General features: G+C 55.1%; 13 protein-coding genes. 9 read left to right on the top strand and 4 right to left on the bottom strand.

Annotated elements, in window-relative coordinates; translation table 11 throughout:
• Positions 1-3: 3 nt before the first annotated feature.
• Together G6R38_RS13180 and G6R38_RS13175 are read right to left on the bottom strand one after the other, a co-directional pair.
• Positions 4-774 carry a VIT1/CCC1 transporter family protein gene (locus G6R38_RS13180; protein WP_166825879.1) on the bottom strand — a complete coding sequence of 257 codons (771 nt, stop codon included), beginning with the start codon at positions 772-774 and terminating at the stop codon, positions 4-6.
• A complete protein-coding gene (locus tag G6R38_RS13175) occupies positions 771-2,435 on the bottom strand; it encodes a formylmethanofuran dehydrogenase subunit A (protein ID WP_166825875.1) in 1,665 nt (554 codons plus the stop codon). The genes G6R38_RS13180 and G6R38_RS13175 overlap by 4 nt, the downstream gene beginning before the upstream one ends.
• Before the next feature lie 197 nt (positions 2,436-2,632).
• Between G6R38_RS13175 and G6R38_RS13170 the strand changes: the two genes are divergently transcribed.
• From G6R38_RS13170 to G6R38_RS13135, 8 genes are all read left to right on the top strand, one after another.
• A complete protein-coding gene (locus tag G6R38_RS13170; protein WP_166825872.1) occupies positions 2,633-3,679 on the top strand; it encodes a redoxin family protein in 1,047 nt (348 codons plus the stop codon).
• A gap of 428 nt (positions 3,680-4,107) precedes the next feature.
• Positions 4,108-5,346, top strand: coding sequence for a DUF58 domain-containing protein (locus G6R38_RS13165; RefSeq protein WP_166825868.1), 1,239 nt, complete (start codon positions 4,108-4,110; stop codon positions 5,344-5,346).
• On the top strand, positions 5,339-7,750 hold the full coding sequence (locus G6R38_RS13160; protein WP_166825863.1) for a transglutaminase-like domain-containing protein: 2,412 nt from the start codon (positions 5,339-5,341) through the stop codon (positions 7,748-7,750). Before G6R38_RS13165 ends, G6R38_RS13160 begins: the two co-directional genes overlap by 8 nt.
• A gap of 25 nt (positions 7,751-7,775) precedes the next feature.
• Positions 7,776-8,744 carry an AAA family ATPase gene (locus G6R38_RS13155; RefSeq protein WP_166825860.1) on the top strand — a complete coding sequence of 323 codons (969 nt, stop codon included), beginning with the start codon at positions 7,776-7,778 and terminating at the stop codon, positions 8,742-8,744.
• Between the two features lie 23 nt (positions 8,745-8,767).
• On the top strand, positions 8,768-9,256 hold the full coding sequence (locus G6R38_RS13150; RefSeq protein WP_166825857.1) for a MerC domain-containing protein: 489 nt from the start codon (positions 8,768-8,770) through the stop codon (positions 9,254-9,256).
• Positions 9,253-9,714, top strand: a complete 462-nt coding sequence (locus G6R38_RS13145; RefSeq protein ID WP_166825854.1) for a hypothetical protein — start codon at positions 9,253-9,255, stop codon at positions 9,712-9,714. Before G6R38_RS13150 ends, G6R38_RS13145 begins: the two co-directional genes overlap by 4 nt.
• Positions 9,714-11,255, top strand: a complete 1,542-nt coding sequence (locus G6R38_RS13140) for a permease (RefSeq protein ID WP_240928186.1) — start codon at positions 9,714-9,716, stop codon at positions 11,253-11,255. The genes G6R38_RS13145 and G6R38_RS13140 overlap by 1 nt, the downstream gene beginning before the upstream one ends.
• Positions 11,248-11,664 carry a Fur family transcriptional regulator gene (locus G6R38_RS13135; protein ID WP_166825851.1) on the top strand — a complete coding sequence of 139 codons (417 nt, stop codon included), beginning with the start codon at positions 11,248-11,250 and terminating at the stop codon, positions 11,662-11,664. The genes G6R38_RS13140 and G6R38_RS13135 overlap by 8 nt, the downstream gene beginning before the upstream one ends.
• 365 nt (positions 11,665-12,029) lie before the next feature.
• On the opposite strand, the gene G6R38_RS13130 is transcribed toward G6R38_RS13135, so the two are convergent.
• Both G6R38_RS13130 and G6R38_RS13125 read right to left on the bottom strand, forming a co-directional pair.
• Entirely contained in the window at positions 12,030-12,746 is a 717-nt protein-coding gene (locus G6R38_RS13130; RefSeq protein ID WP_166825849.1) for an ABC transporter ATP-binding protein, read from the bottom strand.
• A 21-nt stretch (positions 12,747-12,767) separates the two neighbouring features.
• On the bottom strand, positions 12,768-14,159 hold the full coding sequence (locus G6R38_RS13125; protein WP_166825846.1) for a hypothetical protein: 1,392 nt from the start codon (positions 14,157-14,159) through the stop codon (positions 12,768-12,770).
• Between the two features lie 144 nt (positions 14,160-14,303).
• Here G6R38_RS13125 and G6R38_RS13120 point away from each other — a divergent pair, with 144 nt between their 5' ends.
• Entirely contained in the window at positions 14,304-17,228 is a 2,925-nt protein-coding gene (locus G6R38_RS13120) for a DUF3526 domain-containing protein (protein WP_166825843.1), read from the top strand.
• Positions 17,229-17,286: the final 58 nt, after the last annotated feature.

The raw sequence follows: 17,286 nt of genomic DNA, 5'->3' as shown, positions 1-17,286 counted from the left end.
ATTCTATCCGCCAAGTGGTCGCAAGAGAACGCCGACGAGGTACGCCAACATCGCGGCACCGCCTCCCATCGCCAAGACTTGCACGCCCGATCGCCACCACGGATAACCCACTTGCCGCGACTTCAGAACCCCCACGATGAAAAACGCCAACGCCGTCAGGACGCAACCACCGGCAATGATCACGTTTCGCGCGTCTCCCTCGGCGTCGAAAACCATGAACGGCAAAACGGGAATGAGTCCAACAACAATGAATGACATAAACGTCGCGCCGGCCGCCTTCCAGGGGTTCGTGGGCTCAATCGACAACCCCCATTCCTCGCGGAGCATCGTGTCAATCCACAGCGTGCGGTCGGCGATGATGACCTGAACCACCTGCTCGAGCAACTCGCCTTCGAAACCTTTTTGACGATAAATCTCGCGGATTTCCTCCGCTTCACCTTCGGGAATGAATTCGATGTGGTGGTTTTCGATTTCCCGGATGCGATCGAGCCGATCGGCTTCAACTTTCGTCCCCAAGTAGTTGCTCACCGCCATACTGAAGCCGTCAGCAATCAGATTCGCCAGGCCGAAAATGATAATGAGTCGACTCGAAAGCTCGGCACCGATCGCTCCGGCAACCACCGCAAACGTCGTGACCAACCCGTCGATCGCACCGTAAACAAGATCGCGTAGGTAACTCTGTGGTGGCTGCTGGGATAACCGTTCCGCAACCGCTTTGGGTGTGTGCGAGCGTTTCAGCGACGCCAGGTCCAGGGGGGGATTGGTTTCACTCATTGCGTCGCTTTGTTTGTCGGAACGACTTCGTGATCGTGCAAATACGACTCACTCACTGCATAGTTGTTGAACTGAATTGTGTAGTGATTCTCGAACCATTCCCGAATATGAGGGAGCGAATCTGGATCAAATTCCGGCGAGACGTGCATCAGTTTTCCGACGTTCGATGAACGAACTTCCCCATCGTCCACCACCACGTCACCTGCTTTGATGACGTAGCGTGGCAACTCGAACATCCGCTCGTGATCGGCCTGCGGCGCATAGACCGTCACGTCGGCGTCCGCCCCCACACCAAGGTGGCCTTTATTCACCAGCCCCAACATACGAGCAGGTGCAGCACGGGTGATAATTGCAATCTCGTTAAGAGAGTACTCTCGATCCAATTCTCCGAGCGTGCATCGTTCGCGAACTTCGGTGGGGACTTGCTTCAAAATTTCTTCCCGGCGAGTGCGATCCATTAACAACGCAATAATTTGTGGATACGCACGGAACGAACTTCCGTTCGGGTGATCAGTGCTCATCGCGATTCGCCACGGATCTTCGGCCAGCAGATACCACTCCAGACCAATCGCCCATTGCAACGCATGCACGAGACTTTTGTTCTTGTAAGTGATCGGCACAATTCCGCAACCGGTTTCCATCTCCGTATCGCCGCTGTACCACTTCCGCCCCATGACTTTGTGTAGGTAATAGCCCAACGGACCATCACCGGTCATCGAGACCGTTTCCCCAAACATCACTTGGCCGACGTCGACGGTAATGTTCTCGTGCGTATTGAAGTATTCCACCAGCTTCGGAACTTCCGAGCAGAACGTGCTTTGTTCGTCCGGATCACCGCCGTAGCTATGAAACTGAATGTGCGTGATGTGTCCACGGTGCCCCTCCAACGCCTGCATCGTTTCTAGCGTGGTCCGCCAGTTGCCGGGCATGCCGAGATTGTTGCAATGGATGTGTACCGGATGTGGCAATTGCAATTCGTTCGCAGCTTGGGATATTCCCCGGATGATCTGTCGCGGCGTGACATTGAAGTGATCAACGGTTTCATCCAAGCCATGAAGGTTGCTTCCACGACTTTTCCAAACCTCCACACCGCCTGGATTGACGATCTTGCAGGCAAATCCTTTCGCCGCCCCGACAAGCCAGCCGACGTAGTTCCGAACACGGTCGGTCTCACCTTTGGCCAACTCTTGCATGAGGTAATGATTATTTCCCATCAAGACGTAAAAGCCTTTGTCGATGATGGGGGTATCTTCCAATTCCTCATGCGCATGACGCGCGGTCAACGGTGGAACAGCGGCATCGAAAGCGGTTGTGTACCCTAGGCCCGCATAGAGATACCCAGTGGCGAACGTGCTCGGGACACTTCCGCCGGTGCCGGAACGGGTGGTCGCGGTTCGCCGCACTGGTTCTGCGATTCGTTTCTCTTCCGGAATAAGCTTTCGAGCGGTATTCACCTTCGGACCGGCGATGTGGCAATGCATGTCCACACCTCCGGGCATCACGACGTATCCGGTTAAGTCGAGGGTGCGATCCGGTTTCCAGTCGGCGTCAGAAGGAGGCTCCACGATCCGACCATCTTCGACCCAAAGATCCCGGATCTCCCCGTCGATGCTGTTCGCCGGATCGTAAACAGTTCCGCCTGTCAAACAGAGTCGTGCCATGAGTACGTTCGTCTTCGAATGTGGTCATTCCATCAGGTGATCGTCATCCCCGTTCCGGTGTTCCGAACGGGCTTACGCAGTGTAACGCACGTTGCTCCGATCCAACAGCGAACCCAGATCGGCTTCCTCAGGACGGATCAGAAGACGGATAGCCGCCGATTGCCGATTCTGCTAAACTCCGCGCAAGGAAAACACGGATGTTTACGAAACAAAATCACCGCCCGACCTCACATAACCAGTCACCGAACCGATCCGCGCGACACGCTCTGCTGTTTGGTGGGTTGGTCGTGATCGCGTTGGTATCGTTCTTTTCGGGAATCTCGCCCGTACGGTTCTCGCAGGTCGACACCGGGCAACTGGTCGCCGCCCCCCATGTCGAAAGCGTGGCGGAAAGGCTCACGGCAACACGGAACCGACTGGCAGCGTCCGTCGAATTAAAGACGCCGGAACCGCCCAAAAAATCCGTAGCAATGCCCCCGCCATCACGGCCGAACGCTGTACCGACACCGAATTTGGTGCCCCCTCCTTCCGAAATCAAAGTGGTAGCACACACCGAGCAACCAACAACGAGGCCGAAAGCCGCTCCGTCGGAGATTTGGCAAGCGTCATTTGAGCCTCCCCGTGCTGTGAGATCAGCCCCAAAGCTCGCGTCCGAAACCAAACCCAACACCGCACCCCCGGCTATTCGACAGCCCCAGGTGTTTCACGAACTGACAAGGAACGGGACGGCGCGAGCGACTGTCGTCGTGTTTTTGTCCGCAGAGTGCCCCGCCACGATCGGCTCTGTTCCGCAATTAGCTCGACTTCACGCCGGTTGGGAGGACATGGGCGTCAACTTCGTTGGTGTTCTCGCAGACCCCGATTCCTCGAAAGAATGGGCCGCCTGGTTCCAGCGGGTGAATCGCCTGCAATTTCCAATTCTTGCGGATCACAATCAACGATTCCGCAACGCCTTCCGTCCAACGCACACGCCGGAAGTGTTTGTGCTCAACGCGCAGCGAGAACTAGTCTACCGAGGGCGAATTGATGATCGATTCACCGACGCCCGACGTTTCCAGGTTCCGCAAACGTACCTGGACGATGCAATCGCGGCCGTGGTGTACTCTGAACGGGTACCAGTTGCCCGCACCCGCGCCATCGGGTCACCGATTGAACAACGCGAGCGTATACCGTCGCCGACAGGCCTCGCAGAACAGTTTGACGCAAGCAACCAAACTTCCACACCGCAGACCACCGGCTTCTAGGGTGTGTTGAGGTGACCTGCCGCGTCTCGGCTCTCAAGAATTTCCCAGACGCGTCGTGACAGAGAGCGAAGTCTATAATTAACCGCTCCGATAACTTGAGCCGGTCCGTCTGAACGCGATTGCCCGCCGATTTTGCATAATGTTCCGCATAGCAACTGCCTTGCTATTGATTTGAACTTACGGCTAATCGTTTCTGGAAGCGTGCAACGTCTTTGCGCGATGGCTTGCACAAGGCCAGGACAGCCATTGGCCTCCTCTCGATGCTCGCGTGCCTTGCTCCAAGTCGCTTCGAAGCCCACCAAATCTTTACGGCGGCGGCGTTGACACAAGGTGACTGCCAACACATAATCAGATCATATGCAAAACATTTGCATTAACCTTCGTGGTGTAAGTTCGGTTTGATTGCGAAGTGAGGCTTGGTGAGCACGATGGAGTTCGTAAGCCGGTTTGGGCAGTTATTGACCCACGACTTCTGCCCCGGCGCGAATCGCTGGGTGTATTGGTTGAAACATCCGGTCGCGTGTCTAGCCGCTGTGGGGTTGGCGGCGCTGCTGTTCGCGATTCTGCTCAAACCGCTGGCTTGGGTGGTTGTCGTAGCGGTGGCGTTTGTGTTGGCGATTGGTCTTGTGTGGCCGTGGGTTTCCATTCGCGGGCTGAGTTGCACTGTCCGGTTCGATGTCCCACGAGTGTCGGAAGGCGACGCCGTCACTGCGACGATTAACATTCGCAATCGCTGGCCGTGGCCAGCATGGGGTTTGACGCTTCAGGAACGACTCGAAACCTCATTCGGTGACGACGATTCGCTCGCCGAGGCAGACGAAAATGCCTTGGCCTTCAGCAAGGTCCCGGGCTGGTCGACGAGTGAATATCGCTGGGTGATTCGTCCAAAGAGTTTCGGCGTTTATCCGACTGAGCCACCCCGGATCGGCTGTGGGTTTCCGTTCGGTCTGTACCGGTCGGTCACGACGGCTTCCCTAGAGAATTCGTTGTTGGTCTGGCCGCAGGTCACGCCTTTGGAAACGCTGCTGGATGCCGGTGCGGTCAGCATGGCAGACGATCGGTTCTCGGACTGTTTAGTCGGTGAATTCGGCGACTTGACCGGAACCCGTCCGTTTCGCGAGGGGGATTCCCTGCGGCGGGTGCATTGGGCACAGACGGCTCGGCACGATCGGTTGATTGTTTGCGAGCGTCAGGCCGCGGTGATTTCGTCCGTCGAGATCGTCTTGGATTTGCATAGATTTCCGTTCGATCCCGCTGTGGACACGGCGTCCGCATGGTCGGTGCGAATCGCTGCAAGCTTAGCATGTGCATGGCACGCCGAAAACGCATCCGTAGTGGTACGTTCGAATGACGAGCGACTGACGATTCAACCCGGACGACGTGGTCGCGAGGCGTTGCTCGATGTGATGGCCCGATTGCCTCATGCCAGGTCGATCCTAGATCGGAAGACGGTACAGGCGACGAATGCCGGGTTGCAGATCGTCGTGACGACGGATCCGGAACGGATTCCCTCATTCGATCGCGGCGATCACACCGATCGGCGATTTGTGCTGGTTGAGAATGGAGAACCATCCGGGCGGTTTGCGACATCGACGATTCCGATCAACGTCAATCGTCCAGTCCCTGAGCAATTCCAACGGGCGTGGAGGAAGGTGTGCCATGATTAAGTCGCAGGCCAAGACGACAGGGAACAACTCGGAAGCAACACCTGGTTGGGCCGTGGTGGCCTTGATCCTGTTAGCGACGCTGGCGGCGGAGGTCGTGATCGGTGATGGGGCCGTATCACGCGGCGTGATCATGGCCAAGATTGCCTTTTACGGCGGATTGGTTGTCGTCGGTCGTCGTGTTGCGATGCGTTGGCGACGGCGATCACCGGACGTGCCGCTCCTCGTTGGGCCGGTTGTAGTTGTCAGTGCCTTATTGGCAATTGGCGTTGAATTCCTGAGTCGGCAAATTTGGGGAACCGGACACGCGTTCGAAGTGTTGTTGATCTGCGGGTTCCGCAACGTGGCGTTGGTACTGGCAGCGTTCTCAGTGTGGCCGCGAGTGGAACGGCTTGGCGGAGCGGCGAGTCTGTTCCTGATCTTGTTCGTGGTGATGGCGGGGGATGATCCGTTTCTGTACTTCGTGCTGTTTGCGTTCACATTGATCGGGTGTTGGTGGCTGATGAGCCGCTATTGGAATTCGCTCGCCGGACGCATCGCCGACGAAACCCACGCAGACCGGCCGCTACGTTGGTTTATCACGCTTCCCATTTGTCTGGTGGCTGCCGTTTTATTGGTGCCGTTGTCGGGGCGGACGGCGACCGAAGCGTTGCCGGGACTGATGCCAAGTTCCGGCGGTACGGGCGATTTCTCGCCGTATGCACGGAGCGGCGTTGGTGATGGCGACATGCTCGTGGCGGGCACAAAAGACGTGCAGAGTTTCGCTCCGATCGACAATGCGCCGTTTATGGACTCCAAAAAACCGAGCTTGTTCGATGTCTACAACGAAACCTATGACGAGCCGGTTAAGCCAAAAAATCAAGATCGCTGCATCGCATTGCCACCGGAGGTGATGCAGGACGTTCATCGGCATCTGGCGGAATCGAAGCAAGCCGGGCGGGAATTTTCGACCCTGCGGCAAACGGACGGTCAGCGGAAATCGAAAATCGACAACCGTGACACGGATGCCTTGTTTTTTGTTGCGGGACGCACGCCGTTGCATCTTCGACTGGACGTGTATGCGACCTTCGATGGTATCCAGTGGTATCCGGATCAAACCCCCGGACCGAGCACGCCGCTCACCATGCGTAACATCGACGAACGTCCCTGGCTGGATCTGACTGCTACAAAAAGGTCACGTGATGACGAGGTGGACCAATTGTTCGCCTCACCAGAAACGCATGCCCTCAAGGTGGCTCAGTTGGAGACCAACCGGATTCCGTCACCAACCGAGTTACTAGGAGTTCACATCGACTCAGTCGACCGGGCGGATTTGTTCGGTTGGGCGACCGAGGGCGTGCCGATGATGGAACGAAAAAGTCTGCCATCAATGACGGTAATCCATCTGCTCTCGCGAGCGTTCGATCAGTCGGCGTTGAAGACCGCTTCGATTCCCGCCTACGGAGCGAAACGGCATCGGCAGATTCCCGATAGCTTTCACTTTCAGCAGATCGGTCGCTTGGCTAAGCGATGGACTGACGGCATGCCACACGGATGGCCGAAAGTTCAAGCAATCGTCGAACGCTTACGAACGGATTTCCAACATGATCGCACTGTGAAAGTTTCGGACGAAACTATTAGTCCGGTGTCGCAGTTTCTGATGACCCGTCGCGGACCGGATTATCAGTTTGCAACGGCGGCGACCATGATGATCCGTTCGCTAGGTTTTCCCGCCCGCGTGGTGAGTGGGTTTTACGTTCGTCCGGACAAGTACGATAGTCGTTCGCGACACACGCCGGTGCACGCCGAAGATGCCCATTTCTGGGTTGAGGTCTATCACTCCGATGGCGTATGGGTTCCGCTCGAACCGACACCCGGCTACGAATTACTCGGGCCGCCGTTGGGGCTGTGGGACATGGTCCAAATTACGGTGGTCGGAGTGGGTAAATGGGTGGCCGATCACCGTTGGGCGGTTCTGGCAGTCGCTTTCATCGGCTGCGTCCTGTGGATGTTCCGTCGTCGAGTCGCTGATTTCTGTGACTTGGCTTGGTGGCGACTGCGACCTCATCGTTCGCCACAATCGGAGTTGCTCACAACGTGGGGGCTGATGGAGCGTCGCTGGCGACGTCACGGGTACATCCGACCGTGCGGTCTCACACCGACTCGGTGGCTTGATCAGAGGAATTTTGATCATCTCGGCTCAGAAACGCTTTCGGATGCGACAGCCCAATTCTTGAAGTCCTTGGACGCGGTTACGTTTGGTTCGCTGATTGATTTTCGCACTCAGGAAATGCACCGACTTTGTGAAAAGGTGCTCGACGAATGGTTGCCGGTCATAGGGACATCGGACGCGTCGAAACATACGCGACAAACGATCGACCGCACTCGAATCGAGGTTGCCTTCGGCAGCCCATCACTTCCGACTTAGTCATTGATTCATTGAGTAAATTCTGATGGAAACCGTTGTGACAGACCGCACGCCCCAAGTCGTCGAAGATGCCGAACGGATCGATCGGTTGCGTCGATCGTTGAACTCCGTGCTTCGCGGCAAAGCGGATGTGGTCGAGCAAGTATTGGTCTGTCTGCTGGCCCGCGGGCATTTGTTGATTGAAGACCGCCCCGGATTGGGGAAGACCACCTTGGCGAAGGCGTTGGCAGATGCCGTTGGTGGTCGTTTCGCCCGTGTGCAATGCACGCCCGACTTGCTGCCCAGTGACATCACCGGTTTCAACATTTTCAATCAGAAGACCCGGGAATTTGAGTTCCGCCAGGGACCGGTGTTCGCGGATATTCTTCTCGCCGACGAAATCAACCGGGCCACCCCACGAACGCAGAGCGCGCTCTTGGAGGCCATGGCCGAACGCCAGGTCACCGTCGACGGCGAGCGATACCGTTTAGCTGACGATTTCTTCGTCATCGCAACGCAGAACCCGCACGAACATCACGGAACCTATCCGCTGCCGGAAGCTCAATTGGATCGCTTCGCGATGAAGCTTTCGATCGGCTATCCGGCTGAAGCGGACGAACTCCAAATGCTTGATGATGCGTTGGACACGAAGAACGAAACGAAGTCTGTACAGCGAGTATTCGACACTGATGAACTTTCCCGGATGCAGCGTTCGGTTGCGGAAGTGCATGTGGCGGAATCGGTGCGGGAGTACCTGGTCCGTCTCGGGAACGCAACACGAAACCATGCTGAGGTTCTACTCGGACTAAGTCCGCGCGGATTGTTGATTTGGTTGCGGGCAGCTCAGGCCTTTGCTTGGCTGCGAGGACACAATTTCGTCACGCCCGACGATATTCAAGACACCGCTCCACACGTACTCGGAGTGCGATTGGCCGTGAGCGGTCGCGATGCGGAATCGGTGATCGAGCAAATTCTCGTCGAGGTGCCCGTGCCGGATTACCGGAAAAGACAATGAGGGAACTGGTTAAGGGATCGTCGATGTCCAAAAAGAAACCGTCGGGCCATGATCTGGGCGAAGCCGACGGAATCGGAATGCTGTTCGCCGGATTGTGTCTGGCGCATTGCGTGGCGATGCCGATTCTCGTCACGTTTCTACCAAATACAGAGGCACTCGCGAGTGAGGGAGCAATCTTTCATCAAATGTTCGCGATGGTATCGCTGATGATCTCGTTGCTCGCATTTCTTCCTAGCTATTGGCACCATCGGCGACGACTTGTGGTCGGTTTGGCAACTGGTGGATTGTTGCTGCAATTGTTCTCGGCGTTTGTTTTGTCCGATCCATGTTGTTCTGGGATGCCGTCCGATCCGCTTTGTCGTAGGGATCAGTTTTCGCTGTTCGTCGGCCCAGTCATCACTCCGCTGGGGGGCGTCTTGCTACTGGCAGCACATGGTTTGAACCGTTACTGGGCCGGTTACTGTCAGTCCCAGACGTTGAAGCGACAGGCCCGTTCAAGGAAACCGCGATGAAAACTGTTGTCTTTCCAATAGCAATTTACGGGCTGTTGGTTTTCTCGGTGTGTGGGTGCGGTTCGGATCCTCATGCCGGTGAATCGTCCAGCCACGCCGAAGAAGAACACCTTGAGCATCACGTACCCGAACATAAGCCGCCGAATTTCTCGGCCGCGGTCGATTCGATTCAAGACCGAATCCAAGAACTGGAAACGTCATCCAGTTCCGCATCAGACGAACATGAACTGTCCGAATTGAAGGACATTGTTAACTGGTTGCCGGAGATCGCCGCCGACAGCGACATGCGACGCCGTCACTGGGAAGAAGTTGATGCCGTCGCGTCGGAACTCTCACGGCAGTTAGAACAGTACACAACTGAGTCTGCGGATTCACAAGATGAATTGACTACAAAACTCGCCACAACGGCCGAGACGCTAACACCACTTAAAGGCACCGAAAAAGGCGAAACCGAATAATGGAAATTCTGCTCTGGGGAGGTGGCTTGCGATTCGGCCAAGCGTTGTTGCAAGCCGCCCCGACAATCGTCGTCGGTCTGTTCGTTGCTGGAATTCTGCGAAGGCTCTTGGGCTACGAGAACACCCGCCGGTTGTTCGGTGGCAATTCCTGGCGATCACTCCCGCAAGCCTGGGCAGTGGGGATGTTGCTGCCGGTTTGTTCGCTCGGCGTGATTCCGATCATCCGAGAAATGCGTCGCGTCGGTTTGTCTGGCGGTACGATCTTAGCGTTCGCGTTGTCAGCGCCCTTGTTCAATCCGCTATCGCTACTCTACGGTTTGACGCTCTCGGAACCGCTGGTGATTTTTGCATTCGCCGCCTGTTCGCTCGTCGTGGTGACACTCATTGGCATGGCCTGGGACCGAATCTTCCCTCAGACGACCGCTCCCGAACCACCACCCGCCCCCACATCTTATGGATTGAAGCGGATGGCTTCGATTCTACTCGCTGCGGTCCGGGAAGCAGCGGGGCCGTCGGCAATCTACATTCTGATCGGACTCTGTGGCACGGTGCTGCTAAGTTTCGCATTGCCCCCCGGTTCGATGCAGCATGCCGTCAACGGGGACAACCATTACGCGCCATTGGTCATGACCGGCGTTGCGATTCCGGTCTACGCCACGCCGATGCTGGCGATGTCGCAACTGGGGATGATGTTCCAGCATGGCAACTCGGTCGGCGCGGCGTTCGTATTGTTGGCATTGGGCACGGGACTCAATCTCGGTTTACTAGTTTGGATGGTTCGGCAATACGGATTCGGACGGGCATTCACCTGGCTGAGTACGCTGGTTGTCGTTGTATTGGGGATTGCTTATGCGGTCGAAAAACCATTGTACCCCACAGAGATCGAAGCGTCCGATCATACTCACGCTTTCGACATTTACTGCCAGCCGTTCACGGAAGGAGTCGCCAACCCGGCCCAGCAGGTCTGGTCCAAACTAGATGGAGACGCTCAGGCACACGAGTTGATCGGTCTTGGTTTCCTCGCAGCGCTTGTTCTCTTGGGGATCGGGTTTAACGTCTTCGATCCCAAACGCAAAACAGAAGCGTGGTTGGAATCGGGAGCAGAGAAACAAGTCGACAAGTTCGACATCGTTGTGCCAGCACCGGTGTTGGGGTTCGTTGCACTTGTTGGGCTGGTCGCGATGAGCATTGTCGGTTGCTACGCGTACTATCCGCCAGCGGACGAGATCTTCGAGGAGATGCGAATCGCGCAGGGAGAAGCTCTGTCCGCTGCCCGTAGCGGGAATCACAGCCATGCCGAGTATTGGATCGCTGTCTGGGATGACTGGACCCGCCGATTACAAGTCGGAGTCACGATTCGGAAGGGAAGCCTGCCGAAATATCATCGACTCAAATCGGAAATCCTGCGGTTCAAACTTGAACTCCTCGAACATGAACTCGAAGACGGCACCGAGGAAGAGGTCTGGGATGCGACGACTGCCGTCAGCAATGCCTATCGCCGAATGCTGTTCGCCTATCGGGAAGAGCTGTCCGGTGACTAACAATATCGGTGAGTTGACGGAGTTATTGCGTCAACACAACTTGCGGCGGACGGTCGCCCGGGTGGCAATCCTCCGGCACCTAGTTGCCATGCCAGGACCGCAAACGGCCGCAGAAATTGAAAACGCTGTTGCCGAACACGGGTTTGATCAATCGACAGTGTACCGCACGCTAGAAAGTTTCAACGAAGCGGGCCTGGTCATTCAGCGAGAACTGGGTGATCGTCTTCTGCGATTCGAACTCGTCGATGCTCGTAACACAGCGGTCCAACCGTACTACCTTTGTGTTGGGTGTGGACGAGTGCTCCGCCTATCGCAATGTGCTACGGATGGCATTGTTCCAGCGGGTTTTCAGATCGAGCAAATCACAATTCGCGGTCGCTGCCCCGATTGTGCCGAGGTCCTAAAGTAGTCGTTAACATCTTTGTGAATGTCAGGCATGTGCTGTCCATCAGTTGATTTCACGTAACCGCAAATGCATGAATTTTTCTTCGCTTGAGCCGCTTCGTTTCAATATTCTCACGGAATCAGACCCGGACGCCGTCAACGACGATGTGATCGCATCAGGCCGATGACTGATCTCCTGATCATGAAACACTGCCGAGCGCGTGGCAGCACGTGACACCTTTCGACTTCCGTCCGTGCTGATGCTCGGAATTAGCAAACTGTGGATAGACGACCGCGACCGCCGCCCAAAAGGCGATGATCACTAACGTTCCTATGCCAATCCAGTTGCCTAACTCAATCCAACAATTCTGTAATCGTGTCGCCATTCATTTAAGAGATGGCAGAACTAGCGACCGATTGATGGTAGATCGTCTCCAGATCGAGAAGCGAAGTCTCAGCCGGCAACAATGATTCGACTAACGTACCTGCCCGCATGATGCCAATCCGGTCGGCGATTGCGCGAGCGCGAAACAAGTCATGTGTCGACATTAAGACGGCCACTCCTTGATCCCGCACCGACTCCAAGATTCTCAAGAAATCGTTCGCCCCAGCCGGGTCCAGCCCAGAGATCGGTTCATCGAGCAATAGCGCCTTGGCCTCTTTGACCAATGCGATCGCGATTCCGACTTTTTGCCGCATCCCTTTGGAGTAATTCCCGAGTCGCTTGTCGGCAGCCTCCACTGGAAAACCGGCACGCGTGAGGAACTCTAACAACACCTTTCGAGTCAGCCGGCGTCGACCTGCCAATTCCGCAAAGTATTTTAGATTCTCGATGCCTGTGAGATGTCGATAGAGATGGACGACTTCGGGAATATAGGCGAGATCTCGTTTTGTTTCGATGGGAAACCGTTCCACGATTCTCCCGTTCACAATCGCTTCGCCGGATGTCGGTCGGATGAATCCTAGGAATAGACTCAACGTTGTTGTCTTTCCCGCTCCGTTGGCTCCGAGGAGGCAATATATCTCCCCGGAGCGTACATGCAGATTCAACTGATCCAACGCTGTGACGCTGCCAAACGTTTTCGTCAGGTCTTTGGCTTCAAGCATTTGACCGTCAACCTTTCAGCATCAGTGTTTGCTAGCCTCACCGCCGACAGCTAACACTTTCGTGGGCATTCCACCAACCTTGTGCTTGCCGATGACGGACAACGTATTGAGCGAAAGAAGCCAGATTTCTCCATCACCGGGATTCGTCAAGATGCCAAAGCGTTTGTCGTCGTCGAACGCGATGGAATGGTGGCCATAGTGTCCTTCCACCTGACTCGCACCAACATCGAGAGTTTTGGCAATCGCCGCGTCGGAGAAGTCGCGGTCTCGGTTGGGGTCGAGGTCAATAATCGTGAGTTTTTCACGGACCTCGCCTTCCTTCTTGTTCTGGAACACGAAGGCGTAGCGTTTCCCATTGGCAGCGACAACGGTTTCCGGTGTGATCAATGAAAGGCCATCGGCGGTCTTAATCGGAACCTTGATCACCTTCGGTTTGGAAGCCGCCGCATCGACGAGACACAATGCGGATTGATCCATTTTCCCTGTTGTGAACATCACCCAATTGCGATGGTTAACGAAGGCACCGGTTCTGAGTGGACGATCTGATTCTGCGTCCTCACCCAGTGAAAGATGATTTGGTTTGACCGTTTCAGCAGTGGACTGCAAATTCAGATCGGCATCGACCCAGTAGATGCCGTCCGACGGTGCGAAAAAGACGCGGCCGCTATTGGCGATGGCCCCATGCAGCCCGCCGGAAGGCAGATGGAAGGAATAGGCGATTGCCTTTTCCCCATTTTTCGAAAGGTCGACCACATCGACCTGCCCGTTCGTTGCCCCGCCTCCGATCCATGTCGAATAGGCGACTTGGTTATCGACCGCTGCCAATGTGATGTGTCCGCCGCCACCTCGATAAAACGTTCCCCGTCGCCCCTCCACCGGACCGCGGAGAGCCTTTGGCACGAATCGGGTAAACCCATCGAGCCGATCGTTCGCGAGATAAAACTGCCCGTCATAGAGATAGAGATGAGCGGGATTCCCTTGAGACTTGTCGAGTTGAGTCGCCAGGACTCGAGGATGGTTTCGATATTCGTAGTCGGAGTGATCTCCGTGCGGAATCTCATCGACTCCGAGATCCACCGCTGCCCAACCACTCTGAAACTGTCCGTCATCATCGTCGCGGACCCCAACGACAAGGATATCCTCCATCCGTTGCATCTGAACGAGTTCTTGACGCTCTTTTTTCAACGAGGGGAAGCCTTGCACTTCGCCGCCCGTTCGGAACAGCAGTCGGGGACCAACCTGCACGAACTCCCCCCAACGCAACGTCTTTTCTTCGCGGTCCTGCCAGACAATGCGGACCATGCGTTCCGACCGACGGCCACTTGCGTTCGCAGTTGCCGAACGTTCGAAAGGGCCAAGCACTCCCAACAAACTGAACAGAGAAACCCAGCATCCGATTTTCCACAGCGACATATGCAAGTCCTTCTCACCAAAGTTCATCTCAGGACGGCAAGCCTTGACGGCACTTAATATGGTTTGTAATAACCTACACAGTGCCTTTGCAACTGTTGTGCGTTAAAAAGTATTGTTGTTCTGCAACCGGGAATGATTTCAATCGTGGAAACCGTAGGCATCGTTGCTCGGAACGAAGTTCGGCAGTGGTTGCGAAATCGTTGGCTCGTTCTTGCAATCACTGTGTTCGTTCTTTTAGAAATTGCCATCTGCTGGCGGACGGCACGAGTCGTTCAAGACCAGATCGATTTACAAAACCAACGACAGCAAAAAGCACGTGTCGCTTGGCTGGAACAGCCAACGACTAACGCCCATATGGCGACGCATCACGGGACGGTTCTGTACAAGTTCCCCTCCCCCCTGGCAGTCTTCGATCCTGGTGTTCAGCCGAATTTGGGGACGGCTTTGGAAATCAAAGCTCATCAACTCGGCGAAACGAACTTCCCGCCCGCGGGAACGCGACTTTCGCTGTTGAAGCTCGACGCCACAACACCAGCATTGCTGATGCAGATGATCGGCCCACTCCTGGTCGTTCTGATGACGTATTACGGAGTCTCGGAAGAACGAGCAACGGGAACGCTCCGTTTGATTCAAAGCCAAGGCGTCCGATGGAGGGGCTGGGTCGGGGGCAAACTCTTAGCGATTAGTTTGTTCGTGATGCTAATCTCAGCGCCGATCAGTTGCCTGCTCGGATGGGCTGCTCTCGCAGGGAACGGGCTGGAAGCCTCGACGTCGAACGCAGTCATGCGGGCAACGTTCCTTGTAGGATCCCTATGGCTGTATCTCATCGGTTGGGGGGCGTTATCGTTGGGTCTTTCGTCGCGGGTGGCATCGTCTCGGACTGCACTGATTCTGCTACTACTGCTTTGGTCGGCGTGGACGATCATTCTCCCACGGTTCGCGTTGGACGTGGCCCAGGACCAAGCACCACTTCCAACGATCGAAGAATTCCGTGATCAACAACGGCATGTTCTCAATAGCTCGCGTGAAGACTCGATGGAACTCAGACGGCGATTGGATTTGCTGAAAGAACGTCTATTAAAGAAGTACGACGTCAAACACATCCGCGATCTCCCGATCAGCTTTGCAGGAGCGAAAATGATGGAGATCGAAAAGTACACCAATGAGAAATATGACGAGATTCAAGCGGAGTTGACCGATACCTATCGTCGGCAGGACAAGTTTCTGAAGTGGTTTGAGTTGGTTTCGCCTTACTTGGCTATTCGTTCGGTCTCGATGGCCTTCTCCGGGACGGATCGGGAGCATCACGAAGCGTTTGTGTATGCTGGTGAGCGGTATCGACGGAATTTGGTTCGGACGATGAACTTAGCGGATACCGAGAACCGACAGCCTGGCGAGACCTCGGAAGATCGACGGCAATTTTGGGGACAAGTCCCTCCGTTTGAACAGACGCTTCCGAGCGTACAATTAGTCTTGCGTCTCGCGATTTGGCCAATCGTCATTCTCGTCGGTTGGAGTGGGACGGCCGTTGCACTCGCGTTGATCCCGCCGTATCAGCGAGACGAAGTTGGAACGTCCAAGACACGAAAACGAAGTTGGTTACCGTTGCCTTCGGAATGGCGTCTCGTAATTGCTGATCCCGTCTTCAAACCCACGATGTTGATTTTGGCCCTGCTGACCATACTTGCCAGTCAACCCGGACTTGAGCAGTATCAACTCCGGAAAACTCAATCTCAAGAAGCCCGTGCGAGAAATGAGCTTGTTCAAAAGATCTTAGAATCGGCTTTCCGAGATGATGTCGACTTAGCTGCGATTGTCGAGGAATATGATCTCGGATTCTCAATTCAAGAGATCGAAGATCTTCAGTGGGCTGCGACTTCTCCTGATCTGCTATCACATCAAGAAGGACTTTGGTGGACTTGGAGTCGTGCGTCACCGGAAAACGCCCTGGCGATCGGTGAATCGACCGCTTGGCCAACGCGATATCGGCTGTCGACTTCCCGTGCCGAAACGCTCCGACGCGACGTTCTGGAGAATCCGTTTTACGCTCGCATCGGCTCCTTCGATCTCACACTTTTTGTGGCAGCGATTCTCCCTTTGGCCATCATCACGCTCACTCATGGATTGGTCTCCTCCGAACGAGACGATGGAACACTGGCCTTGCTCATGTCACAACCCGTCTCGCTGTTCCGTCTATTTCTCAAGAGGATTTTGATCCGAGTTTCGGCGGCTACATTCACGATCGTCGTGATTGCATATTTAACGTTGCTAGTTCAGGGGTGCAATCTTCTTCAATTCCCAGCAGCCAAGCCGTTTCTACTGTGGGGCGTCATCCTCTTTCTGTATTCCCTGTTCTGGGGCAGCCTGTCTCTGGCAGTCAATTTTGCGGGCGGCTCAAGTTCAGCCAATGTCGTCTGGCTTTTGCTGTTCTGGATCACACTCACTGTGTTCATTCCGAGAACGACAGCCGAATATGTCTCGGAAAGACACTCCGTTCTCACGCCATCGTCGCTCGCTCAAACAGAACGAGAGATCCGTGCCGAAAGTGAAACGACCTTAATAAACGTGGATTCCAATCAGCCAATTGTTACCGATGGGGAGAACTTGTCTCCACAACAGGAGGAGATGCTTCAATATTGGCTCCGTGACAATGAAGTCGCTAGGCGATTTCAGACTGTGCTTCAGAAAGACGTTCAAAACCATTGTGCTCGTGATGCTTCCTTGGACACATACGGTTGGCTTTCGCCGGTGATCGCTTGGCGTCAAGCAGCCGTTCAATTAGCTGGGACAAGTCTGACTCATAAAGCGACATTCGCAGACCAGACCAATCGATTTCAAGAAGAATACATTTCGTACTTCCAGCCGTATTCCGTGGCAGAGCAAGAATTAGATCTCAAGGAAATTCAGCAGGCTCCGAGTTTTAACGCGATTGCTGCCAAGCAGACATCACAGCGAGGACTCTCTTTTGATCTCATGCTATCCCTTCTTGCTTGGAACGGGGTCGTGGGGTTGGCGGCGTACGTCTGCTTCCGATCTGGCGTGAGTGTCACGCATAGCGATTCATTATGAAATAGCACACAAAACTGTATTGCAATCCAGTTGCACTTGAAAAGCGTTGTGAGTATAG

Origin of the sequence: Thalassoroseus pseudoceratinae (assembly GCF_011634775.1) — a bacterium.
GTDB lineage: Bacteria > Planctomycetota > Planctomycetia > Planctomycetales > Planctomycetaceae > Thalassoroseus > Thalassoroseus pseudoceratinae.
The sequence above is the reverse complement of the archived record's forward strand: the minus strand, read 5'-3'. Positions and strand labels throughout refer to the sequence as shown.